This is a genomic window from Streptomyces sp. CA-278952 (genome assembly GCF_028747205.1).
In the GTDB taxonomy this organism is placed as follows: Bacteria; Actinomycetota; Actinomycetes; order Streptomycetales; family Streptomycetaceae; genus Streptomyces.
This window is the reverse complement of record NZ_CP112880.1, coordinates 2,691,339-2,714,644: the sequence shown is the minus strand read 5'-3', so window position 1 is coordinate 2,714,644 and position 23,306 is coordinate 2,691,339. Positions and strand designations below refer to the sequence as shown.

At 73.3% G+C, this 23,306-nt stretch carries 12 protein-coding genes and 1 pseudogene; 2 read left to right on the top strand and 11 right to left on the bottom strand.

What is annotated here, in order from left to right:
* Window positions 1-139: 139 nt before the first annotated feature.
* Together N7925_RS11755 and N7925_RS11750 are read right to left on the bottom strand one after the other, a co-directional pair.
* On the bottom strand, window positions 140-424 hold the full coding sequence (locus N7925_RS11755) for a hypothetical protein (RefSeq protein ID WP_274343826.1): 285 nt from the start codon (window positions 422-424) through the stop codon (window positions 140-142).
* On the bottom strand, window positions 421-1,392 hold the full coding sequence (locus tag N7925_RS11750) for an SPFH domain-containing protein (RefSeq protein ID WP_274343825.1): 972 nt from the start codon (window positions 1,390-1,392) through the stop codon (window positions 421-423). The genes N7925_RS11755 and N7925_RS11750 overlap by 4 nt, the downstream gene beginning before the upstream one ends.
* Window positions 1,393-1,631: 239 nt before the next feature.
* Between N7925_RS11750 and N7925_RS11745 the strand changes: the two genes are divergently transcribed.
* Window positions 1,632-3,866, top strand: a complete 2,235-nt coding sequence (locus N7925_RS11745) for a transglycosylase domain-containing protein (protein WP_265599602.1) — start codon at window positions 1,632-1,634, stop codon at window positions 3,864-3,866.
* Between the two features lie 96 nt (window positions 3,867-3,962).
* Here the strand turns inward: N7925_RS11745 and N7925_RS11740 are convergent, their stop codons facing one another.
* From N7925_RS11740 to N7925_RS11730, 3 genes are all read right to left on the bottom strand, one after another.
* The gene (locus tag N7925_RS11740; protein ID WP_265599601.1) at window positions 3,963-5,870 is read right to left on the bottom strand and encodes an ATP-binding SpoIIE family protein phosphatase; all 1,908 of its coding nucleotides are present in this window, start codon (window positions 5,868-5,870) and stop codon (window positions 3,963-3,965) included.
* A 384-nt stretch (window positions 5,871-6,254) separates the two neighbouring features.
* On the bottom strand, window positions 6,255-6,941 hold the full coding sequence (gene fomD, locus N7925_RS11735; RefSeq protein WP_265599600.1) for a cytidylyl-2-hydroxypropylphosphonate hydrolase: 687 nt from the start codon (window positions 6,939-6,941) through the stop codon (window positions 6,255-6,257).
* A gap of 146 nt (window positions 6,942-7,087) precedes the next feature.
* The gene (locus N7925_RS11730; protein WP_265599599.1) at window positions 7,088-8,503 is read right to left on the bottom strand and encodes a class II fumarate hydratase; all 1,416 of its coding nucleotides are present in this window, start codon (window positions 8,501-8,503) and stop codon (window positions 7,088-7,090) included.
* A 105-nt stretch (window positions 8,504-8,608) separates the two neighbouring features.
* Between N7925_RS11730 and N7925_RS11725 the strand changes: the two genes are divergently transcribed.
* Window positions 8,609-10,162 (top strand): ricin-type beta-trefoil lectin domain protein, encoded by a 1,554-nt coding sequence (locus tag N7925_RS11725; protein ID WP_265599598.1) that lies wholly within the window; start codon window positions 8,609-8,611, stop codon window positions 10,160-10,162.
* 125 nt (window positions 10,163-10,287) lie between these two features.
* On the opposite strand, the pseudogene N7925_RS11720 reads toward N7925_RS11725, so the two are convergent.
* The 6 genes and pseudogenes from N7925_RS11720 to N7925_RS11695 form a co-directional block, all read right to left on the bottom strand.
* Window positions 10,288-10,584 (bottom strand): annotated as a pseudogene (locus tag N7925_RS11720) (AMP-binding protein); the annotation flags it as partial.
* Between the two features lie 40 nt (window positions 10,585-10,624).
* A complete protein-coding gene (locus N7925_RS11715) occupies window positions 10,625-11,359 on the bottom strand; it encodes a thioesterase II family protein (RefSeq protein ID WP_265599597.1) in 735 nt (244 codons plus the stop codon).
* A gap of 82 nt (window positions 11,360-11,441) precedes the next feature.
* A complete protein-coding gene (locus tag N7925_RS11710) occupies window positions 11,442-12,743 on the bottom strand; it encodes a M18 family aminopeptidase (RefSeq protein WP_265599596.1) in 1,302 nt (433 codons plus the stop codon).
* A complete protein-coding gene (locus N7925_RS11705; protein WP_274343824.1) occupies window positions 12,740-18,559 on the bottom strand; it encodes a MupA/Atu3671 family FMN-dependent luciferase-like monooxygenase in 5,820 nt (1,939 codons plus the stop codon). The genes N7925_RS11710 and N7925_RS11705 overlap by 4 nt, the downstream gene beginning before the upstream one ends.
* Window positions 18,556-21,837: a type I polyketide synthase gene (locus N7925_RS11700; protein WP_274343823.1), complete on the bottom strand. Its 3,282-nt coding sequence runs from the start codon at window positions 21,835-21,837 to the stop codon at window positions 18,556-18,558. Before N7925_RS11700 ends, N7925_RS11705 begins: the two co-directional genes overlap by 4 nt.
* A complete protein-coding gene (locus N7925_RS11695) occupies window positions 21,782-23,272 on the bottom strand; it encodes an MFS transporter (protein WP_274346438.1) in 1,491 nt (496 codons plus the stop codon). Before N7925_RS11695 ends, N7925_RS11700 begins: the two co-directional genes overlap by 56 nt.
* Between the last annotated feature and the right edge of the window lie 34 nt (window positions 23,273-23,306).

Genomic DNA, 23,306 nt, shown 5'->3' with positions numbered 1-23,306 from the left:
TGTGTATACCTGCCGTGTATACGCGTCCGGAAAGCGACCCCGGCCCTTGGGCGGGACCGGGGTCGAGGTGCTACGGGGTGCCTTGGGCGGTCGCTCCCGGGGGTTGCGGCGCGCTCGCCCCCGGCAGCGGAGCGTCGCCCTACGGTGTGCTCGCTCCGGGCTCCGGCGGGCCTGCCGGCCCCTCCGGCGGCTGTTTGGGCGGCCGCCCCCGGCGGGCGATCGGACGCGCGGCCCCCGGCAGCCGGCCCGCCTCCGCGAGCGCCCGGCGCAGCAGGAACTCGATCTGCGCGTTGGCGCTGCGCAGTTCGTCGGCGGCCCAGCGGGCGAGTGCGTCGTGCACCGCGGGGTCCAGCCGCAGCAGCATCTGCTTGCGCTGCCGCGACCGGGACGCGGGTGTCCGCGGGGGAGGCGTCTGGTCGGTCACTGGTAGAGGGAGCCCGTGTTGAGGACCGGCTGGGCCGCGCGGTCACCGCACAGCACCACCATCAGATTGCTGACCATGGCCGCCTTCCGCTCGGAGTCCAGCTCCACGATGTCCTGCTCGGCGATCCGGGCCAGGGCCATCTCGACCATGCCCACCGCGCCCTCGACGATCTGCTGGCGGGCCGCGACGACCGCGCCGGCCTGCTGGCGCTGGAGCATGGCGGAGGCGATCTCGGGGGCGTACGCGAGGTGGCTGAAGCGCGACTCGATGATCAGGACGCCGGCGGCCTTCACCCGGGCGGTCAGCTCGACGGCCAGCTTCTCGGTGATCTCCTCCGCGTTGCCCCGCAGGGAGAGGCCGTCCTCCTCGTGGGCGTCGTACGGGTACTCGATGGCGATGTGCCGTACGGCCGCCTCGGTCTGGGTGGCGACGAACTCCAGGAAGTCGTCGACCTCGAAGAGCGCCTGGGCGGTGTCCTCGACCTTCCACACGACGATCGAGGCCAGCTCGATCGGGTTGCCGTAGGCGTCGTTGACCTTGAGGACGGCGGTCTCGTGGTTGCGGACACGGGTGGAGATCTTGCGGCTGGAGGTGAGCGGGTTGATCCAGCGGAGCCCGTCGGCGCGGATGGTGCCGACGTACCGGCCGAAGAGCTGGATCACCCGGGCCTCGCCCGGAGCGACCATCTTCACACCGCTCATGCAGAAGAACGAGGTGATCACCACGAGCACCCCGGCGATGAAGAGCGGGACGCCGACCGCGTTGTTCCCGCCGGCCCCGATCACCCCGCCGACGATGGCGAGACCGACTCCGGCGAACACCCCGACGACGGTCAAAAGCAGACCGACGCCGCCCGGGATGGAGTGTGCGGTGACCTCCCTGACCTGGGGTGCGGGCAGGTCGGGGGCGTCGATCGCGAGATCGTCGGCCGGTGCGCCCAGGCGGTGGTCGTCGTGCTGTGCGGTCATGGGATCCCCCGTTCGGCGCGGTCTCGTGCCGCGCTATCAATGTGATTACACATTAATGGTTCTCGCAACCTTGTCCACCTCTGGGGAGTCGGTTCCTAGGGAACGGGTGCTGATTCTCACGTCCGTAAAAGACCGGATCGCTTGTCTTTTGTCCCCGTCGGCGGTGTTAGCTGGCAGGTCTGAGCGAACTGAGGAAACCGAGCGAGCCGGTCGAGCAGAGAAGCGGGAGCAACACACCAATGGGTCGAGCGGATGCGCGACGAGCCCAGGCGCGGGAGTCGCGCCGGGCCCCGAAGAGCGGCGGCATACGCAGACTCTTCACGTGGAAGAAGCTGCTGGGCGCGGCCTTCGGGATCGTCCTGCTGGGCATGGGAGCCTTCGGGGCGCTCTACGTGTACGTCGACGTCCCCGCCGCCAACGCCATGGCGGAGCGGCAGAGCAACGTCTACCAGTACAGCGACGGCACGGTCCTCGCCCGGACCGGCAAGGGCGTCAACCGCCAGATCGTCGACCTGGACGAGGTGCCCCAGAAGGTCCAGCACGCCTTCGTCGCCGCCGAGAACAAGTCCTTCTACAAGGACCAGGGCGTCGACCTGAAGGGCACCACCCGCGCCCTCCTCAACACCGTCAGCGGCAAGGGCAAGCAGGGTGGCTCGACCATCACCCAGCAGTACGTGAAGAACTTCTACCTGACGCAGGACCCCACCGTGAGCCGCAAGCTCAAGGAGCTGGTGATCTCGCTCAAGGTCGACCAGCAGGAGTCCAAGGAGAAGATCCTCGCCGGGTACATCAACACCGCCTACTACGGGCGCGGCGCGAGCGGCATCCAGGCCGCCGCCCAGGCGTACTACGGCGTCGACGCCAAGGACCTGAACGTCTCCCAGGGCGCCTACCTCGCCTCCCTCCTCCAGGCCCCCAGCCAGTACGACTGGAACACCGCGACCGACACCGGCAAGAAGCTGGTCAAGGAGCGCTGGGCCTACACCCTGCGCAACATGGTCGAGATGAAGTGGCTGACCGAGTCCGAGAAGGCCGGCCTGGAGTTCCCCGTCCCCCAGAAGCCCAAGCCCGCCCAGGGCATGGAGGGCCAGGCCGGCTACCTCGTCGAGGCCGCCAACAAGGAGCTGGACAAGCAGGGCGTCTCCGCCGCCGACCGCGACGCGGGCGGCTGGACCTTCACCCTCACCGTCGACAAGAAGCGCCAGAAGGCGCTGGAGAAGGCGGTGGACGACCAGCTGGAGTCCAAGCTCGACCGCGAGGGCAACAAGGTCGACGCCACCGTCCAGGCCGGCGCCACCTCCGTCGACCCGAAGACCGGCAAGGTCGTCGCCCTGTACGGCGGCGAGGACTACATCAAGCACTACATCAGCAACGCCACCCGCCAGGACTACCAGCCCGCCTCCACCTTCAAGCCGCTGGTGCTCGCCTCCGCCCTGGAGAACGAGTCGAAGACGCAGGACGGCAGCCTGATCGGGCTCAACACGGTGTACGACGGCACCAGCAAGCGGCCCGTCGTCGGCAGCGACACCCCGTTCGCCCCGCAGAACCAGGACGACCGCAGTTACGGTCCGGTCTCCGTCCAGAAGGCATTGAACAGCTCGGTCAACTCCGTCTTCGCGCAGATGATCGTCGATGTGACGCCCGCCGCCGTCAAGGAGACCGCGCTCGCCCTCGGCGTACCGGACAAGAACTTCCCCGAGCGCCCCGCCGTCACTCTCGGCACCATGAACGCCTCGACCTGGGACATGGCCGGCGTGTACGCCACGCTCGACAACCACGGCCGGAAGGTCACCCCGCACATCCTCCAGTCCGCCGAGCACCGCGACCGCACGGTGAACGCCGAGAAGCCCAAGCGGGAGCAGGCCATCAGCCGCGCCTCGGCCGACACCGTGACCAAGGGGCTCACCGGGGTCGTCGACGCCGGTTCCGGGGGCGCGGCCAACAGCCCCGCCTACGACGCGGCGGCCAAGACCGGCACCTCCGAGGACAACAAGTCGGCCTGGTTCGCCGGGTACACCCCGGAGCTGACCACGGTCGTGGCCCTCTTCGGCGAGGGCGACGGCGGCCGCAAGCAGGTCTCCCTGACCGGTACGGCCAACTCCGGCCGCGCCAGCGGCAGCGGCTTCCCGGCCAGGATCTGGGCCGACTACACCCTCGGCGCCCTCGGCGGCGGGTCCGACAAGACGTTCGACCTCCAGGACGTGGAACGCGGCGAGGTGCCCGCCCCGCCGACGCCGTCCGACACTCCCTCCGAGGAGTCCACCCCGTCCGAGGAGCCGTCCCCGTCGGACAGGCCCTCCGAGACGCCGAGCGAGACGCCCAGCGACACCCCGTCGTCGTCGACGCCGCCGCCTCCGCCCAGCAGCACGCCCCCCACCTCGCCCTCCACGAGCCCGGAGGTGCCGCCCCAGCCCGGGGAGGACGACGGCCGGCCGGGCGAACGGCCGAGCGGCAACGGACTGCTCGGCGAGTGAGCCACTGACGGCAGGACGACATGACGGTATGCGTGTGGGGCGGGCCCGGAGGCCCGCCCCACACGCATACCGTCGGCCGATTCGCGACGGAGGCGGTTACTGCCCCCGGGTCGCCATCTCGAACCAGACGACCTTGCCCGTCGAAAGGCGCGTCGCCCCCCACCGCCGGGCCAGCCGGTTGACCAGGAACAGCCCGCGCCCGCCCTCGTCCGTCTCCCGCGCCCGGCGCTGCCGGGGCAGCTGCGGGGAGTCGTCGCCGACCTCGCAGCGCAGGATGTCGGTCCGCAACAGCCGCAGCGTCACCGGCCGCTCCGCATAGCGCACCGCGTTGGTGACGACCTCGCTGACCAGCAGCTCCACCTCGTCCGCCAGGTCGTCAAGGCCCCAGCGGCTCAGCGCCCGCCGGGCCAGCCGGCGGGCCCGGCCCGGAGCCGCGTCCTCCGGCTCCAGGTACCAGTACGCCACGTCGCTCGGCGCGATCCCGTCGAAGCGGGCGGCGAGCAGCGCGATGTCGTCGTCCCGGTCACCCGGGCCGAGCATGTCCAGCACGTCGTCGCAGAGGGCCTCCAGCGGCGGCGAGTGGTCCGGGCCGGTGAGCTGCGCGGTCGCCGCGAGGCGCTCCCGCAGCTGCTCGATGCCCGTCCACACGTCCCGCAGCCGCGACTCCACCAGACCGTCGGTGTAGAGGAGCAGCGTGGCGCCGGCCGGGGCGTCCAGCTCGACGGCCTCGAAGTCGACGCCGCCCACCCCGATCGGGGCGCCCGGCGGCACCACCAGCACCTCGGCCCGCCCGCCCAGGTGCAGCAGCACGGGCGGCGGGTGTCCGGCGTTGGCGATGGTGATCCGGTGGGCGACCGGATCGTAGACCGCGTACAGGCAGGTCGCCATCCGGTCGCTGCCCAGGCGCTGCGCCTGCTCGTCCAGGTGGTGCAGGACCTCCTGCGGCGGCAGGTCGAGCTGCGCCAGGGTCTGCGCCGTCGTCCGGAGCTGGCCCATGATCGCCGCCGACGTCATGGAGTGGCCCATCACATCGCCGACGACCAGCGCGACCCGGCTGCCGGGCAGCGGGATCGCGTCGTACCAGTCCCCGCCGACCCGGGCCGTCTCGGCCGCCGGGAGGTAGCGCGAGGCAAGCCGGACGCCGGTGGGCTGGGGGAGCGAGTCGGGCAGCATCGTGCGCTGCAACTCGTCGGCGATGTAGGCCTCGCGCCCGTACAGCACGGCCTTGTCGATGCCGAGCGCGGTGTGCGTCGCCAGTTGCGCCGCGACCAGCAGATCGCTGGCCTCGAACGGGGTGCGCTCGGTGCCGCGCACGAACACCGCGGCCCCGATGACCCGGCGCCGGCCGCGCAGCGGGGCGAGGATCGCCCGGTGCCCGGTGGGGACGGACCGGCCGGGGCCGAGCAGCTCCGGCAGGGCGGCCCGCGCCGCCGCGGAGTCGCCGAAGACCGGCCGCACCCCGCGCAGCACCTCGGCCAGCGCACCGCCCGCCCGCACCTCGCACAGCTCGGCGGCGGGCATCAGGTCGGCCTGCGGGTCGAGGATCAGCGGACGCAGCCGCTCGGTCTCGGAGCCGGACGCCTCGCCGCCCTCCTCGCCGCTGACGCGCAGCCGGTCGCTGCGGCGCAGCCGCAGGACGAACGGGCTCACCGGGCGCTCGTCGCCCACCGGGAGCGGGTCGCGCAGATAGACCAGGATCGCGTCGGAGAACGTCGGCACGCTGGCCCGGCACAGCCCGAGGACGATCTCGTCCAGGTCTATGCCCCGGGCGATCCGCCGGGTCGCCGCGCCGACGAAGCGCAGCCGGTCGCCCTCGCGGCGGGTGGCCGCCTGCGCCTCGGAGACGGCGGCCGCTCCTGGACCGGGGTTCGGCGCCGCGGCCGGAGCCGGGACCCCGGCAGCGGAGGCCGCGGCCGCGGCGTCCTGCTGCCGGGGCCGGGTGCGCTCCTGCTGCCGGGCCGCCAGAGGCTGCCGGCCTTCGTGGGAGGTGGGGTGCTCCGTCACGCGTGGGATTCCGTCCGTCCGGGCCGGTTGTATGAGGCAGTCACCTCGTGGGGCGCTACTGTGCCCCGGCAAGCGCGGGAAGAACAACGGCTGTCACCGGATGCCCCCGATGAAGGGGCCGAAACCGAGCGTCTCGGAGATGGCCGACAGGCGACCCCTCCGGCGGCGGACGCGGCGAGAGGGCAGCGGACAGCGTGCACGTCTCCACCCCCTCGTAGTGGCTTCCGCGACCGAGCGGAACGTCCGGGTCCGTGGCCCGTCCCTCCGCGCGACCGGTGTGGTGACTTGTGGTCAGTTCCGGTGTGGTGCCCGCTGGTTGCGGCGATCAGCCCTCCGTACGACCGGACCTGCCGACCGGACCGCCCGAAGGGTCTCTCCAGGGTCTCACGACGGCATACGGGCAGGGGTGCGGTCCCAGTCATCCGGCAGCGGCGGCACCTGCCACCGGGGATCAGGCCGCCAGTGCTCCCAGCCGTCCCGGAACGGCGCCCCCCACCCGGTGATCACCTCGACCGCCGCGCGGCCCGCCTCCCGGACCCGGGCCGCGGTCTCCGGGTCCATGAGACCGACGCGCTGAGCCTGGGCGAACTCGTCCTCGTCGAGCCATTTCCAGCTCCGGTCGGGGTTCACGGAGATGTCGAGAAAGTGATCCTCGGAATCCACCCCTCCGGACCACCGGGTCCGGGGCTCCTCCAGATTCACGTACCAGTTGCGGAACATCCAGCCCCGGTCCCAGAACAGCCACACCGACCACGGGTCCCCGGGCCTGGCCAGCTTCAGCACCCCTGAGCCGAACCAGGTCGAGCGGGCCGTGGTGCGCGGCGCGGTGTAGCGGGTGGCCAGCGGCTCGGCGTGCACCTGGGTGCCGTCGGCCAGCACCGGCCGCACGCATTCGGTGCCGGGCGCCATCCAGACGGCGAGCAGCTCGTCGGTGTCCTGGACGACGGTCACCGGACGGCAGATGTGCACGGGCGGGACGCCGGCCGTCCGGTGGGCCCGGCCGTTGTCGCGGTAGCGCCAGAGGATCTGGTCCCCCGGCGCCCAGCGTGCGCACTCTCCCGTACCTGTCATGGAGGGATCTTACGAAGGGCTTCCCCCGGCCCGCTGCGACTCGGGTCACCCGGCCCGGTCCCGGTCCGCCGGACACTCTCAGATCGCACCGGGCACTCCCGGGCGGCGCCGGGCCCCCAGGGATCACCCGGCGCCCCGCCCCGCGCTCACGGGCGCGTCATCCGCAGCACGTCCAGCGCCTCGTCGAGCTGCTCCATCGTCAGGTCGCCGCGCTCGACGTACCCCGAGGCCAGGACCGTCTCGCGGATCGTCGTCCCGTCCTTGAGGGACTTCTTGGCGACCTTCGCCGCCTCCTCGTAGCCGAGGTACTTGTTCAGCGGGGTCACCACGGACGGCGAGGACTCGGCGTAGGCGCGGGCCCGCTCCACGTCGGCGATGATGCCGTCGACCGTGCGGTCGGCGAGCAGCCGTGAGGCGTTGGCCAGCAGCCGTACGGACTCCAGCAGGTTCTTCGCGATGACCGGGAGCATGACGTTCAGCTCGAAGTTGCCCGCGGCGCCGGCCGTGGCGACCGTCGCGTCGTTGCCGGTGACCTGGGCGGCGACCATCAGGACCGCCTCGGGGATCACCGGGTTGACCTTGCCCGGCATGATGGAGGAGCCGGGCTGGAGGTCGGGCAGCGCGATCTCGGCGAGGCCGGTGCGCGGGCCCGACGCCATCCACCGGAGATCGTTGCAGATCTTCGTCAGCGAGACGGCGATGGTCCGCAGCTGGCCCGAGGTCTCCACGAGCCCGTCCCGCGCGCCCTGCGCCTCGAAGTGGTCGCGGGCCTCGGTGAGCGGCAGCCCGGTGGCCTCCGCGACCTCCGCGATCACGGCGGCGGAGAAGCCGGGCGGGGTGTTGATGCCGGTGCCCACCGCCGTACCGCCGAGCGGCAGTTCGGCGAGCCGGGGGAGGGAGGCGCGCAGCCGCTCCACGCCGTAGCGGATCTGGGCCGCGTAGCCGCCGAACTCCTGGCCGAGGGTGACCGGGGTGGCGTCCATCAGATGCGTACGGCCGGACTTCACGACCTCCGCGAATTCGGCCGATTTCCGCCCCAGGGATTCCGCCAGGTGGTCCAGGGCGGGGATCAGGTCGGCGGTGACGGCGGCGGTGGCCGCGATGTGGATGGAGGACGGGAAGACGTCGTTGGACGACTGGGAGGCGTTCACATGGTCGTTGGGGTGGACCTCGCGGCCGAGGCGCTCGGTGGCGAGGGTGGCGATCACCTCGTTGGTGTTCATGTTCGACGAGGTGCCCGAACCCGTCTGGAACACGTCGACCGGGAAGTGCTCGTCCCAGCGGCCCGAAGCGACCTCGGCGGCGGCCTCCTGGATCGCGGCGGAGATGTCCGGATCCAGCACCTTCAGCTCGGCGTTGACCTTGGCCGCCGCGCCCTTGATCCGGGCCAGCGCCTCGATGTGCGCCCGCTCCAGACGCTGCCCGGAGACGGGGAAGTTCTCCACCGCCCGCTGGGTCTGGGCGCGCCACTTGGCGCCCGCGGGGACCTTCACCTCACCCATCGAGTCGTGCTCGATGCGGAAACCGCTGCCACCGGGCATGTCACCTGACGTGTCGACCATGGTGTTTAAACCTCCTGAAAAAGATGAGCACTTCTCTTGTTCCATGTATTCCCAAGTCGCCTACCGACCAGTAAATACCGGGGGTAACCACTACCGGGAGGCGCAATGAGGCGCACCAGCACCAGAGTTCGAGGGCTCGGAAGCCTTCGCCGGCTTCGCTGTACGGTCGCGGCCGCAGTCGCTCTCGCGGCCGCCGTCGGCGGTATGGCCGCCGCCGGCCCCGCGGGCGCGACGGAGTCGGGTACCAGCTCTATCGCATCCACCCCTCTCCCGCCCGCGCTGGAAGCCGTCCGGGCCGCCGAGGCCACCCAGCTGTACGGGAGCCCCGCCGAGCGGCCGCTCGGCGACCGCAGGACCGGGCTGATCTCGCTCGGCGACAGCGAGATCTCCGGCGAGGGCGTCGGCACCTACGACCCCGGCACCAACGGGCCGGACAACTGGTGCCACCGCTCACCGGACGCCGCCATCCACCGCACGGGCATCGCGGCGGACGTCACGTACAACGTCTCGTGTTCCGGCGCCCATACCGGAAACATCAAGATCGGCGGAAACAAGCAGTACGCCGATGAGCTCGTGCAGAGCGACAGCCTCGCGATCAAGGCCCGCAACACCCGGATCAAGATGATCGTCCTGGTCGCCGGGGCCAACGACGACCTCCAGTTCGGCCCGGTCATGACCGACTGCGTGGTCCGCTACATCAGCCTCCAGGGCCCCTGCGAACCGAAGTACGCGGGCGGCTGGCAGGCCCGCGTCGACGCCCTGGTCCCCAAGGTCGAGCAGACCGTCCGCGACCTGCGCACCGTCATGACGGACGCCGGGTACGGAGACGGCGACTACAAGCTCGTCCTGATGGGCTACCCGAGCCCGATCGGCCCGGACTTCCGCGACAACCCGAAGTTCCCCGGCAAGCTCATCTGCGGCGGACTCGGCTACGACTCCGACACCGCCTGGGGCCGCAACACCGCCGTGCCCGCCTTCCAGGTCGGCATGCGCAAGGCCGCCGCCGCCACCGGAGCCACCTACCTCGACAACTCGCGGCTCTTCCACGGCCACGAGGTCTGCACCGAGAACACCTGGGCGCGCGGGCTCTTCATCGACGTGAGCAAGCCGGGGCTGCCCGACGAGAACTCCGTCCGGCAGTCCTTCCACCCCAACGCGGCCGGCCACCGGGCCTTCGCCTCCTGCCTCACCCAGCTGTACGACTCCGGGCTGCGCGAGGCGGGCTGCGCCGACCCGGCGAGCACGGGGAACCCGGTCCTGACGCGAGCGGCCTTCGACGACCTGTTCACCCCGCTCAGGAACGAGGCGACCGGGACCTGCGTGGACGTCCCCGCCTCGGTCACCCGTAACGGCACGGCGATCGGCGGCTGGGACTGCCACGGCGGGCGCAACCAGAACTGGTGGTACGACGCCGGTACGCAGACGGCCCGCACCGCGCTCAGCCACGACCGCTGCCTGGACGTGCCGGGCGCCGAGTACGACACCGGCGCCACGCTCGTCGTGTGGGACTGCTCGGGCGCGGCCAACCAGAAGTTCGTCCGGCAGGCGGACACCCTCCGCCCGGCCGCCGCGACCGGCCTGTGTCTGACGCTGGCGGGGGCCAAGGACCCGCTCAGGCTCCAGACGTGCGACGGCGGCGCGAACCAGCGCTTCGTGTAGCCACCGCGTGCGAGGGGGCGGCCGGCGCGGTGCGGTCGCCCTCTCGTCACCCGGGCGAGCGTGCCGATCCGGATCGCGTACAGCGAATGGCCGCCCAGGTCCCAGAAGCCGTCGTCCGGGCCGATCCCGGCCGGGTCCAGGGGATGCGGGACGAAGCGTTCGGCGGTCAGGGTGGGCCGGTTCGGATACCCCAGCGCCACGCCCGCCCCGCCCCCATGGATCTCCCCGGGCGCACCCGGCGGCACCGGCCGCCCTTACGTGTCCAGGACCCGGTCCAACCAGCCCACCAGGGGCCGCCCCACCGACCGGGAACCGGCGAGCGCCTCGCTGCGGGTCACCGTGGCCGCCGTGACATGGACCGTGGTCTCGGTGATCCCGTACATGTTGACCAGCCGGCAGCGGTCCTCCGGGTGCCGGTCGAATCAGCCCAGCAGCGGGCGGGTGTTCCGCCGCCGGCGCCCGTCACCGGCCCCTTGCCGCCCGCACCTCGGCGGCCACCAGCTCCAGCAGCTCGCCCGGCCGCTCGGTGAGATACATGTGCCCGCCAGCCGGCTCGGCCACGGTCAGCTTCCCCGTCGTCGCCCGGCCCCACTCGGCGGCCTCCGCCGCCCCGACCAGGGTGTCCTCCCGCCCCCGGACGGAGATGACCGGGACGCCCAACGGCCGCTCCGTGGACGGTACATACGTCTCGTGGAGCCGGACGTCCGCCCGGAGCGCCGGCAGCAGCAGCTCCCGCATCTCCGGGTCGGCCAGCGCCGGGTGGTCGTACCCGGCGAACGCCCGGACCCGGGCGGCGAACTCCTCGTCGGGCAGCCCGTCCGCCCGGTCCGTGCGCGGCGTCCACGGGCCGGGCGCACCGCTGACCACGAGCGCGGCCAGGCGGACCGGCCCGCCCGACCGCTCGATCCGGTGCGCCAGTTCGTACGCGAGGACCGCACCCATGCTGTGCCCGAACAGGACCACCGGGCCGCCGCTCCCGTCCTCTCCACCGAGGGCCGCTGTCACCTGCGCGTACGCGTCGTCGACGGCCGGGGCCGCCGAGGTGTGGGCGGGCTCGGGGAACCGCTTCTCGCGGCCCGGCAGCGACACCGGGAGGATCCGCAGACCCTCCGGGGCCAGCTTCTGCCAGGGCGTGAAGAAGGAGGGACCCGCCCCGGCGAAGGGCAGGCAGATGAGGACGGTCTCTTCGTCGGCCACGGTCGTTCCTGTTCTCTTCTCTTCTGTTCTTCTCTTCTGTTCTTCCGGATGCCGCGCCCGTCGGTGGGGCCGGGCGGGCCTGTCAGTCCCCGACCATGATCGTGGTGAGGATCGCGGCGAGGTAGCCCGGGTCGCGCACCCCGCACAGCTCGCGCGCCGAGTGCATCGACAGGCCGGGCACCCCGACGTCCACCGTGGTGACGCCGAGGCGGGCCGCCGTGAGCGGGCCGATCGACGTGCCGCAGGGCATCGCGTTGTTGGAGACGAACGGCTGCCAGGGGGCCCCGGCCCGCTCGGCCGCCGCCGTGAACACCGCGAAGCCGGTGGAGTCGGTGGCGTACCGCTGGTTGACGTTCACCTTGACCGTCGGGCCGCCGTTGGGGATCGGGCGGTGGTCGGGGTCGTGCCGCTCCGCGTAGTTGGGGTGGACCGCGTGCGCCATGTCGGCGGAGACGCAGAACGCGCCCGCCAGCGCCCGCGACCAGTCTTCGTCGCTGCCGCCGCGCGCCGACACGGACCGCGACAGGATCCGCTCCAGCAGCGGGCTCTGCGCACCCGTCTCGGAACCGCTGCCGACCTCCTCGTGGTCGAAGGCGGCCAGCACCGGTACGAAGGAGGGCTGCGTGGCCCCCGTCGCCGCGTCCACCAGCGCGGTCACCCCGGCGTGCACCGAGACCTGGTTGTCCAGCCGGGACGCCACCACGAATTCCTGGTCCAGGCCCAGATATCCGGGCGGCTGGACGTCGTGCAACATCAGGTCCCAGCCCAGCACATCCGCCGGGTCCTCCCCGGCGGCCGAAGCGACCCGGCGCAGCAGCTCGCCCTCCCGCGGGTCGCCCAGCGCCCAGATCGGCGCGATGTGCCGCTGCCGGTCCAGGGCCACGCCCTCGTTCACCGAGCGGTCCAGGTGAATGGCCAACTGGGGCACCCGCAACAGGGGTTCGTCGATCTGTACGAGCCGGCTGCGCGGGGCGCCGTCGGGGCCGCGCAGGGCGAGGCGGCCGGAGATGCCCAGGTCCCGGTCGAGCCAGGTGTTCAGCGGGACCCCGCCGTAGATCTCCACACCGATCTGCCGCCACCCCGAAGTCCCGGTGTCCGGCGCCGGTTTGATCCGCAGATTGGGGGAGTCGGTGTGGGTGCCGACGATCCGGAACGGGGTGTGGGCGGGCGCGCCCTCGGGGACGTACCAGGCGATCAGCGCACCGGCGCGGCTGACGAAGCAACCGCCGGTCGCCCCCGTCCAGTCGTCCGTGCCGCGCAGTTCGCGGAACCCGGCCTTCTCCAGACGCTGGGCCGCACTGGCCACCACGTGGTACGGGGAAGGGCTGGCGGCGATGAAGGCGAGCAGGTCGTCGGTGTGGCTGCGGTGGGGGGCCGGAGTCATACGGCGTCCGCCTTTCCGGTGTTCGGCAGTGACTGGGAGGGTGACGGTCCGCCGGGCTGGTCGGGCCCGGCGCTGGCGTCCCCGGCTGAGCCTCCGGAGCCTCGGCCCGGAGGCCCCTGCCGGGGGCGCTCCCCGAGGAGTTCCCGCACCGGCCGGTCGGGCCGGGCGCTGAACTCCGCGAGCAGGTCGGTGTACGACGCGAGAAGGTCGTGGGCGGTCGTGTGGTCCCACAGGTCGGTGGAGAATTCCAGGAACGTTCGATAACCCTTCGCGGGGTCCCGTCGCGGCGCAAGTCCGAAGCACAGTTCGCTGCGGGAAAGCGGCGGTGCCAGATCGGCCACCTCGACCCGGAGCCCCGGGATCTCGATGTCCGTGTCGACGGAGTTCTGGAACGCCAGGACGTGCGGAACCCGGTCGGGGACGCTGACTGCGCCAGCGTCCCGCATGGCCTGCATGATGCGCGCGGTGGGCAGCACGTGCGCCATGGCACCGAGCGCGCCCGCGCCCGTACGGACCGCGAGCTCCGCGCAGGTCTCGTCAAGATTGGCTGAATCCAGTCGTACGCGGACCATCACCGCGGTGGACGTCATCGCCACGAGCGACTCCGAAGCGGTGCCCTCGCGGTTGGCGTACGGCACGCTCAGCAAGGTGTCCTCCTCTCCCGACAGCCGGGTTAGGAACACCCCGAGGGCCGCCGCCGCGACCGCGAACGGGGTGGTGCGCCGTTCGGCCGCCAGCTTCTCCACCGCCGCCCGCACCTCACCCGTCGCGATGCCGCGCACGGTGTCCCCGTGCCCGCTCAGCTTCTGCGGGCGCGGCCGGTCCGTCGGTACGGGGACGGCGGACGGCACCCCGTCCAGGTAACGGGCGCAGAACGCGGCCCGCTCCGCCTCGGCGCCGGGATCGTGCCGCTCCCGCTGCCACCGGGCGTACCCGGGCGCCTGCATCGCCGGATCGGGCAGACCGTGCGGGACGCCCGCGGCGGCCGCCGTGTAGAGCGCGGCGATCTCCGCGAGCAGCAGGGACAGCGACCAGCCGTCGGCGCAGACGTGGTGCAGAACGAACATCAGCTCCCAGCGGTCCTCCTCGACCCGCAGCAGCCGCGTCCGGGGCTGGAGCGACCGCCCCAGGTCGAAGGGGGCCGCCGCGTCGGCCCGGCACAGGGCGTCCGCCCGGGGCCGCCGCTCGCCGGCGGGCAGCCCGGTCAGATCCTCCACCGGCAGTGCCACCGGCTCCGGTGCCAGCACCTCCTGCCACCACGTCCCGTCCGGCGCCCCTTCCTGCACGAACCTGGTCCGCAGCCCGTCGTGCCGGGCGACCAGCTCGGTCACGGCGGATCGCAGGGCCGCCGGGTCCAGCGCCCCGGTGAACGTGATGCGCGTCGGCACGTTCCATACGGCGGGGTCGGGCATGGCGTGGTGCCCGGCGATCATCCGGGCCTGCTGGTCGCTGACGCGGGCACGGTCGACGACGGCCACGACGCCCGTGTCCGGCCCGCCTGTGTCCGGCCCGTCCGTGTCCGGCCTTTCCGTGTCCGGCCTTTCCGTGTCCGGCCCGTCCGTCTCCTGGTCGCCCGCCAACTGCTCGGTCATGGCCCGCAGGGTGGCGTCGGCGAAGAAGTCCGCCAGCGGGTAGTCGACGCCGAGCGTGTCCCGGACCCGGTTCACCAGGCGGATCGCGGCGATGGAATTGCCGCCCAGGTCGAAGAAGTTGCCGTCGGCGGCGAAGCCCGGCCGGCCGAGGACGGACTCCCAGACCTCGCGGAGGAGCACGGCGGTGCCGGAGGCCGTCCGCGCGCCCGGCTCCGTCCTGTCCGGCTCCACCGGGTCCGGCTCCACCGGGTCCGGCTCCGTCATCGTGTCCAACCGCTCGTCCAGCTCGGCGAGATACCCCTCCGCCGTCGCCGCGTCGAACAGGTCCGCGTCGTAGCGCAAGCGCAGCCGCAGGCCCCCGTCCTGCACGTGGGTGGCCATCAGAGCCAGCTCCAGCGGTGCCGACTCCGTCCCGGCCGCCACGCCCTCGGCCCGCAGGCCCGGCAGGTCGATTCCGGCCAGCGCCGCCCGGTCGAGGTCGACCGAAACGGTCACCAGGGGGCGCGGGTTCCCCGGGTCGGGATGTACGGCCGCCAGGAGCGCGTCCAGGTCGACCCCACTGTGCTCGTCCGCCGCGAAGAGCGCCTGCCCGGTGGCCCGTACGGCCTCCGGCGGCGAGGTCGCGTCGGTGGCGGACAGCGGCAACGGCAGCAGCGCCACATGGAACCCGACCGTGTCCGCCGTCGCGGGCGGCCGCCGCCCGAACGTCGTGCCGAGCAGGAACGCGTCCTGCCCCGACCGCCGTCGCAGCACCAGCTGCCAGGCCGTGCACAGCGTGGCGAAGAGGGTCACGCCCTGCTGCCCGCTCCACTCCCGCAGCTCGTCGGCCCGCTCCCGGCCCACGGTCCGGGCCACCGCCCCGCCGCGCCCCGCCACCCGGCGACCGCGCGGCCGGTCCGTGGGCAGGACCAGCACCGGCGGCCGGTCGCCCAGCAGCTCGCGCCACCAGGCCAGGTCGGCCGCGTCGGCCGGAGGCTCGGGGGCTGTGACGGTCGTCCCGGCGGGACGGTCGAAGGCCGGCGTCCGGCCGGCGCGGGCCGCCGTGTACAGCTCCTGGAGGTCCCCGGCGATCAGCGCCGCCGAGTGCGCGTCCGTGATGATGTGATGCGTACCGAGCACCAGGACGTGGTCGTCCTCGGCCAGCCGCAGCAGCCGGGGCGTGAACAGCGGCCCCCCGGCCAGGTCGTAGGCCCGGCCGCTCTCCTCGGCGAGCAGCGCCCCGATCGCCCGCTCGGCGTCCTGCCCCCGGGCGTCGGTCACCGTCAACGGGATGCGGAGCCCGTTCCGCACGACCTGGACGACGCCCGTCTCCTCCTCGGCCCGGAACACCGTCCGGAGCCCCGCGTGCCGCTCGACCAGGCCGTCCACCGCCGCCCGCAGCGCCGCCACGTCCAGCGGACCGCGCAGCCGTACGGCCCCCGTCTCGTTGTACGCCGCAGGGTTCTCCATCAGCTGCGCGGCCAGCCACAGCCGCCGCTGCGCCGAGGTGGCGGGCGCGACCGTGTCCTCGGGCCGGGCGTCGCGCTCCTTCGTGCGGCGGCGCAGCACGTCCAGGCGCTCCAGCCCCGACCGCAGCCGCTCCCGGTCCATCCCGAAGTCGACCAGCGCGGCGATCTCGTCCACCCCGGCCCCGTGCAGCGCGTCGACGAACGGGGCGACGCTCGACGGCGTGCCGATCAGCGCCCGCTGGTCGCAGTAGCGGTCGTACGCCCGGCGGAACAGATAGTCCAGGTCCTCCTCGCCCGCCGCCGCCACGTCCTCGCGCCGGGACCCCGCGGCGGTGGCCGCCGAGCGCATCAGCAGCGAGGACCGCAGATACCGCACCATCGGCTCCAGCGCCTCGGCCCGGGCGGTGGCGTGGTCGTCGCCGAGATACGTGTGCACCAGCACCGTCACCCGCCCGGCCGCCGGGTCGAGCCCGCACTCCGCCCGCGTACGCCGGTAGTGCGCGATGTTCGCGGCCAGCTCGTCCACGGTCTGGCTCATCAGGTTGGTGACGACCCCGAGGCCGCGCCGGGCCGCCTCCTCGTACGATGCCCGCTGCCCGGAGGTGGCCAGGAAGAACGGCGGCTCCTGCTGCACCGGGCGCGGCCGGATCCGGATCTCCGCCTCCGCGCCCTCGCCCGTGCGCCGGCGCACCGCCTCCCCGCGCCACAGCCGGCGCACCTCGTCGAGGTGGTCGAAGGCGATCCGCCGCCGGTCCGTGAACCGGTCCGGGTGCAGCACGAAGTCCCGGGCGTGCCAGCCGGTGGCGCAGCCGATGCCGACCCGGCCGCCGGAGAGGTTGTCCACCACCGACCACTCCTCGGCGACCCGCACCGGATCGTGGAGCGGCAGCACCACCGAGCCCGCGTTGATCCGGATCTTCCCGGTCTCCCGGGCCACGGCGGCGGCGAGCACGGCGGGGTTCGGGAAGATCCCGCCGAAGGAGTCGAAGTGCCGCTCGGGCAGCCAGACGGAGGAGAAGCCGTGCTCGTCGGCGAAGCGCGCGGTCTCCAGGACGGTGTCGTACGCCTCGGGGACGCCGCTCCCGACGGCCTCGCCGCTCCCGTCGCTCTCGCCGGCCTCGCCGGTCTCCGGATAGTCGCCGAAGAAGTAGACGCCGAAGTCGGGTGCGGGACGCCGTGCTTCGGCCCGCTTCACCGCGGCCGGACGGGCGGACCGGGGGAAGAACCCGCCGTCGCGCAGCTCCCGCAGCGAGCCCTCCACCGCCTCCGCGACCCGGCTCACGTCCTCCTCCGTGTGGGCGGTGGAGAGGTAGAAGCTGCGCCACTCCCATACGTACACGCCGCGCAGTTGGAGATGGTGGTAGAGCAGCTCCAGGTCGGCACGGTGCCTGAAGCGGAACATCGACCCGAAGTGGGCCAGCTCCAGCGGGAATTCCTCGTCGCGGAAGAAGGCGTTGAGCCGGTCCGCGAGCGCTTGGGTGCGGGCGTTCAGCCCGCTCTGGAGCCCGGGCCCCCGCTCGGTGAGGTGGGTGAGCACCGCGCGGGCCGCCGCCATCGACAGCGGATGCTGCATGTACGTGCCGCCGATGAACGTGGTCTCGCACGAGGGGCCGCCGGGCTCCCCGTACCGCCAGAACCCGCCGTCCACCCCGTCGAGCAGATCCGCCCGCCCCGCCACCGCGCCGATCGGGAAGCCGCCCCCGAGCGCCTTGCCGTACGTGGCGAGGTCCGGCACCACCCCGAAGTGCTCCTGCGCGCCGCGCGGGTGGGGGCGGAGCCCCGTCAGCATCTCGTCGAAGAGCAGCACGATGCCCCGCCGGGCGGTGAGTTCGCGCAGCGAGCGGACGAACTCCACCGGCCGCAGGCCCGGGTTGCGGCACTGCACGGGCTCGACGAGGACGGCCGCGATGCCGTCCCCGAGGGCGTCGATCGTCTCCAGGGACTCCTGGGCCCCGTACTCCAGCACGATCAGCTCCGCCACCGCGCTGGCCGGGATGCCCCGGGAGACGGGCACGGCGTGCTGCCCGGGCCCGCCCGGCCGGCCGAGGACGGAGTCGATGTGCCCGTGGTACGAGCCCCGGAACATGACGACCTTGTCGCGCCCGGTGGCGGCGCGGGCCAGCCGGATCGCGGCCGAGTTCGCCTCCGTACCGGACGAGGCGAAGGCGACCCGGTCCAGGCCGGTCAGCGAGGCGAGCAGGGCCGCGGCCTCCCCGGTGTCGGGGGACCGGGGGCCGAAGCGCAGCCCGTCGACGAGGTGGCGGCGCACGGCGTCGGTGACGGGCTCCGCCTCGTGGCCGAGGAGGAGCGCGCCGAACCCCATGGTGATGTCGGTGTAGGTGTTGCCGTCCACGTCGGTGAGCCGGGAGCCGTGCGCCGAGCGGGCCGCGACCGGGTAGAGCATCTCCTTGGTGGCGTCCCGGAACCCCACGACGGCGCGGCTGTCGGCCAGCACCGAACGGTGCCGCTGGGCCAGCTCCTTCGAGGTGCGGGTGCGCTCGGTGAACCGCCGGACCAGGGAGGCGGTGTGGGCCCGCTGGGCCTCGTCGGCCCCCGCCCCGGCCATCCCGCCCGCCGCGTCCACGACCAGACGGGGGCCGTGGGCGGCCTCCCCGGCGGTGGGCTTCGTGTCCTCCGGCGCGACCTGGCGGCGGGCTTCCGCGAGCCGGGCGGTGAGCGCGCGGGACAGCTCCGCCGCCCGGGCCACGGCCGCGGCGGCGGCCCCACCGATGGCGGCGTCCGGACCGGCGGCGACTTCGGGAATCTCCGCGCTCATCGGGCGTCCGTCCCGGTGGTGCGGGCGGTCAGCAGAGCGACGGCGTCGGAGAGCTGGGTGAGCATCGCGGTCTGGGTCTCGGCCAGTTGGCGTATCTGGTCGGACAGGGCGGCGACCTCGGCCCGGGTGGCGTAGACGGGTGCGTCGGTGACCGGCGCGGGCGTGGGGGCAGGCGTCGGCCCCACGGACACGGGTGCCGCCGGAGCTCTCCGCCCGGCTATCAGCGCCGCCGTCAGCCGGGGCGTGCCCGCCTCCTCCAGGACCTCCCGCATGCTGATCTCCGTGGAGAACTCGGCCTCCAACTGCCGCACCATCCCGATGAGCTGGAGCGAGTCCGCGCCGAGGCCGACGAAGGTGCGGTCGGCGGCGACCTCGTCGGGCCGGTGGCCGAGATGGCGCGCGGTCAGCTCCAGCACCCTGTCCAGTACGGCCTGTTCGGTCATGCGGTCCTCCGGGGAGCGTGGGGATGAGTGAGCGGCCCCGCCGGTCGGCGCGGGCAGCTCCGTGCGCCAGGTGGGCGACGTGGGCGAGGTGGGCGAGGTGGGCGGGCCGGGCGGTGCCGGGGGCGTGTACGGGGCCGGGCCCCTCCAGTGCGACCGGCGCTGGAAGGGGTACGTGGGCAGCCGCACGCGCCGGCCGCCGCAGCGGTCGAGCAGCGCGGCCCAGTCCACCCCGGCCCCACCGCAGTGCAGCGCGGCCACCGCCCGCTCCCACCGCAGCGTCGGTACGCAGACCGCGTCCGGCAGCGACCGGCGGACCAGGCCCGTCAGCACGGCCGACGGGCCCAGCTCCAGCAGCAGCGGGGAGCCGGCCTGCGGCGAACCGTCCTCGGGCGCCCTGGCCAGCCGGTCCAGGACGGCGGCGAAGTCGGCCGTGCGGCGGGCCTGTGCGACCAGGTGAGCGGCGTCCGGCCGCCACCCGACGGGGCGGACCGTGCCGTCGATGCCGTCGACGAACTCCGTCCGCAACGGCCGCAGTTCCGCCTTGTCGGCCAGCACCCGGAACTCCTCCAGCGCCGGGTCGAGCAGCGCCGTGTGGAACGCCCGGTCCACCGCCAGCACCTCGTACGCCTCGCCTCGCGCCGCCAGCAGCACCCGTGCCGCGTCCACCGCCTCCGGCGGGCCGCCCAGAACGTGGTGCCCGACGCCGTTGACCACGGCGAGCTCCAGCCCGGGGACGGCGGCCAGCAGCTCGCGCACCCGGGCCCGGGGGACGAACGCGGAGACCATCGCGCCCGGGGCCGCCCGCTCCAGCATCAGCCGCCCGCGCCCGCAGACCAGCCGCATCGCGTCCTCGGTCTCCAGCGCCCCGGCCACGCACAGCGCCGCGTACGCGCCGACGCTGTGCCCGGCGACCCGGGCCGGGGTGATCCCGAGCCGTTCCCACAGCCGGGCCTGGGCGATCTGGAGGGCGAACAGGGCGGGCTGCGCGAAGGCGGTGTCCCACCGCTCGGGGCCCTGCCCGCCGACGATCCGGTCCAGGAAGTCGTTCTGCCCGGTCTCCTCCTCGTACACCCGGGCGCAGACATCGAGCACCTCGGCCACCACCGGGAAACGCGCGGCGAGTTCCGTGCCCATGCCCGGATGCCCGCCGCCCTGGCCGCTGAAGAGGAACACCGGCCGCCGCTCCCGTACGCCGTCGGCGACCCCGGTCGTGTACGTCTCGCCCTCCGGCGCCCCGGACAGGAACGCGTCGAGACCGGCCACCGGGTCCGCACCCGTGACGACCAGCCGGTGCGGCAGGAGCCGCCGCCCGAGGGCGGTGGTGGTCAGCAGATCGGCGGGGGAGGGGGGCGACCCGCCCGCCAGCCGGTCCCGCAGGGCGGCGGCGTACGCCCGGAGCGCGTCCCCGTCCGCGGCCGAGAGCGGCAGCAGTGCGGGCACGGGCACATCGCCGGATGCCGACGCGTTGCGCGGGGCCTCCGGCGCCTGTTCCAGGATCACATGAGCGTTCGTACCGCCCATGCCGATGGAGTGCACACCGGCTCGCCGCACCCCCGCCAGCGGCCAGGCCCTTTCCCGAACCGGCAGCAGGAACGGGCTGTCCTCCACCGCCAGCGCCGGGTTGGGCCGGGAGAAGTTCACCAGCGGCGGGACCACCCCGTGCCGCAGCACCTCGACGGCCTTGATCAGCCCCGCGAGCCCCGCCGCGCTGTCCAGGTGGCCGATGGCCGGTTTCGTCGAGCCGAGCGCGCAGAAGCCGGTCCGGTCGGTGTGCGCGCGGAACGCCTCGGTCAGGGCGGCGAACTCGATCGGGTCGCCCTTCAGCGTGCCCGTGCCGTGCGCCTCCACGTAGCCGATCGACGCCGCGTCCACGTCCGCCGCGCGCAGCGCCCCGAGCACCGCGTCCCGCTGCCCGGCGACCCCGGGGGCGGCGAAACCCCCTCTCCCCGTACGGTCGTTGGTCGTCTTGTCCGAGCCGTCGTTGGTGACCGCCGAGCCCAGGATCACCGCGTGCACGGTGTCGCCGTCGGCCAGCGCCCGGGCCAGCGGTTTGAGGAGGACGGCGGCGGCCCCGTTCCCTCCGACCGTGCCGTCCGCGTCCGCGTCGAAGGCCCGGACCGTGCCGGTGGGGGAGAGGGTGGAGCCCTTCACCGGGACCTGGCCGGTGACTTCCGGCAGATGCAGGGCGGCGGAACCCACCAGCATCAGCTCCGCGTCCCCGGCGCGCAGCGCCTGGCAGGCCAGATGGACCGAGACGAGAGCGCTGGAGCAGGCCGTCGAGACGGTCAGCGCGGGGCCGGTCAGACCGAGCCGGAAGGCGGCGCGGGTGGCGGTGAAGTCGGGGTAGTTGCCGACCTGGACCTGCTTGGCGGTCATCCAGTCGCACGAGCCGGCCTCCGCCGCCAGGTTCTCCGCCAGATAGCTGTGCAGTGAGTACAGGCGGTAGCCGGAGCTGCCGTACACCCCGATCCGCAACGCGCCGCCGTCGCCGCCCGCGCAACGGCCCTCACCGCCCGCGTAACCCCCGTCCTCCAGGGCGTGGAAGCAGCACTCCAGGAAGAGCCGCTGCTGCGGATCGGTCAGCTCCGCCTCCCGCCCGCTCATCCGGAAGAACCCGGCGTCGAAGCCGTCCACGTCCGCCAGGAGCGCGCTCGCCCCGCCGAACCCCGGTCGCTCGTACTCCGCCGCCGGGACCCCCGCCGCGGCGAACTCGGCCCGGGTGAAACGGCGTACGTGGCCGGTCCCCGCCCGGATGTCGCGCCAGTACGTCTCCGGGGTGTCAGCCCCCGGAAACCTCAGCGCCGTCCCGATCACCGCGATCCGGTCGTCCCTCAACGGCCTCTTCCTTTCGCAACCCCGCACGCCCCGCACGCCCCACCCGTCCCGCCCGCCGCACTCCCGCCACCCTCAGCAGGAACACCACGGCGACGACGATGGCGGCGCCATGGGACCAGCCCACCACGGCCAGCGGGGAGAACCGGTCGAGGGCCGCCGCCACAAGGATCATGCCGACGCCGAAGCCGAGGTTCTCGAAAGTGGCCGAAAGACCGAAGGCGTGGCCGCGCAAGGTGGCCGGAAGTGTCTGGAGATGCGAGGTGTACGCGACCTCGGTGAGGCCGTCCGCAGCCCCCGCGATCAGCGCGATCACCGCGGTCACGGCCAGCGGGAACCCGGCGAACGCCGCGATGAACGCCGCCGACATCACCACCGTGCCGTAGCCGAATCCGAGCGCCCCCACGGAGCGTCCGGTGCGCTGCGCGTACCGCTGGATCACCTGCTGGGCCCCGATGTTGCCGAGCGCCCACACGCACCAGAACGCGCTGACGAACACCGCGGGGTTCGACGTGTCGAGCGAGGTGGAGTAGATCGGCAGCGCCGCGTTGTGGGACGAGGAGCCGAACGCGTCGACCCCGCGCAGGGCCACCATCAGGCCCATCCCGGGTGCGGCGGCCAGCGCGAGGAAGGCCACGGGCCGCCAGCGCCTGCCGCCCTTCGCGGACGCGGCGCCCGGGGCGTCCTTCCCGGCCCCGGAGCCCTCGGCGGCGGTGCCGTCCGCTCCCTTGCCGTCCGCTCCCTTGCCGTCCGCTCCCTTGCCGTCCGCTCCCTTGGCGGCGTCCGCTCCCTTGCCTCCGGCGATCGGCAGCAGGGCCACCGTCACCGCGCAGGCCACGAACGTCGCCATGTCGACGACGAAGGCCGCCGTGTACCCCACGAGGGACACCACCACGCCCGCCGAGGCGAACCCCGCCACCATGGCCAGCGAACGGCCGGTGATCGAGAGGGAGTTCGCCCAGGCCCTGCGGTCCTCCCCGACCATCTCCGGGATCGAACTGCGCAACGCCACCATGAACAGCGTCCCGCACGCCCCGATCACCACCGAGACGGCCATCAGCGCCCCGGTCAGCAGACCGTCCGGCGCCAGGATGAGCACCAGCATCACGGAGCCCTGCCCGACATTGGCCCACAGCATGATGCTTTTCGCGCTGAAACGGGCGAGCAGACCGCCCACGACCAGACCGGCGACGAATCCGGAGGCGAGCCGCACCGCCATGAACAGCCCCATGGCCAGCGCCCGGCCCGTCGTCTCGTAGACGAAGAGATTCAGCGCCACCATATTCAGGAAAGTGCCGTAGGAAGACACCGCGTATCCGGCGACGAGGAATCGAAAGCGGCGCTCGGAGACCGCGGTATCCCGGGCCTCCTGAGCTTCCCGGGACTTCCGGGCACCGCCGTCCGCCTCGTCCGCCTTCGGCCCGTCCGCACTGCCCATTCCAGATGTCACCCGGACATACTCGTCGAGCACG

Excerpts from the sequence above, each read along its gene's own strand:
- fomD (WP_265599600.1), bottom strand. The coding sequence starts at position 6,941 with ATGACAGGTACGGGAGAGTGCGCACGCTGGGCGCCGGGGGACCAGATC.
- N7925_RS11710 (WP_265599596.1), bottom strand. The coding sequence starts at position 12,743 with ATGACTCCGGCCCCCCACCGCAGCCACACCGACGACCTGCTCGCCTTC.
- N7925_RS11730 (WP_265599599.1), bottom strand. The coding sequence starts at position 8,503 with ATGGTCGACACGTCAGGTGACATGCCCGGTGGCAGCGGTTTCCGCATC.
- N7925_RS11725 (WP_265599598.1), top strand. The coding sequence starts at position 8,609 with ATGAGGCGCACCAGCACCAGAGTTCGAGGGCTCGGAAGCCTTCGCCGG.
- N7925_RS11705 (WP_274343824.1), bottom strand. The coding sequence starts at position 18,559 with ATGAGCGCGGAGATTCCCGAAGTCGCCGCCGGTCCGGACGCCGCCATC.
- N7925_RS11695 (WP_274346438.1), bottom strand. The coding sequence starts at position 23,272 with ATGGGCAGTGCGGACGGGCCGAAGGCGGACGAGGCGGACGGCGGTGCC.
- N7925_RS11750 (WP_274343825.1), bottom strand. The coding sequence starts at position 1,392 with ATGACCGCACAGCACGACGACCACCGCCTGGGCGCACCGGCCGACGAT.
- N7925_RS11745 (WP_265599602.1), top strand. The coding sequence starts at position 1,632 with ATGGGTCGAGCGGATGCGCGACGAGCCCAGGCGCGGGAGTCGCGCCGG.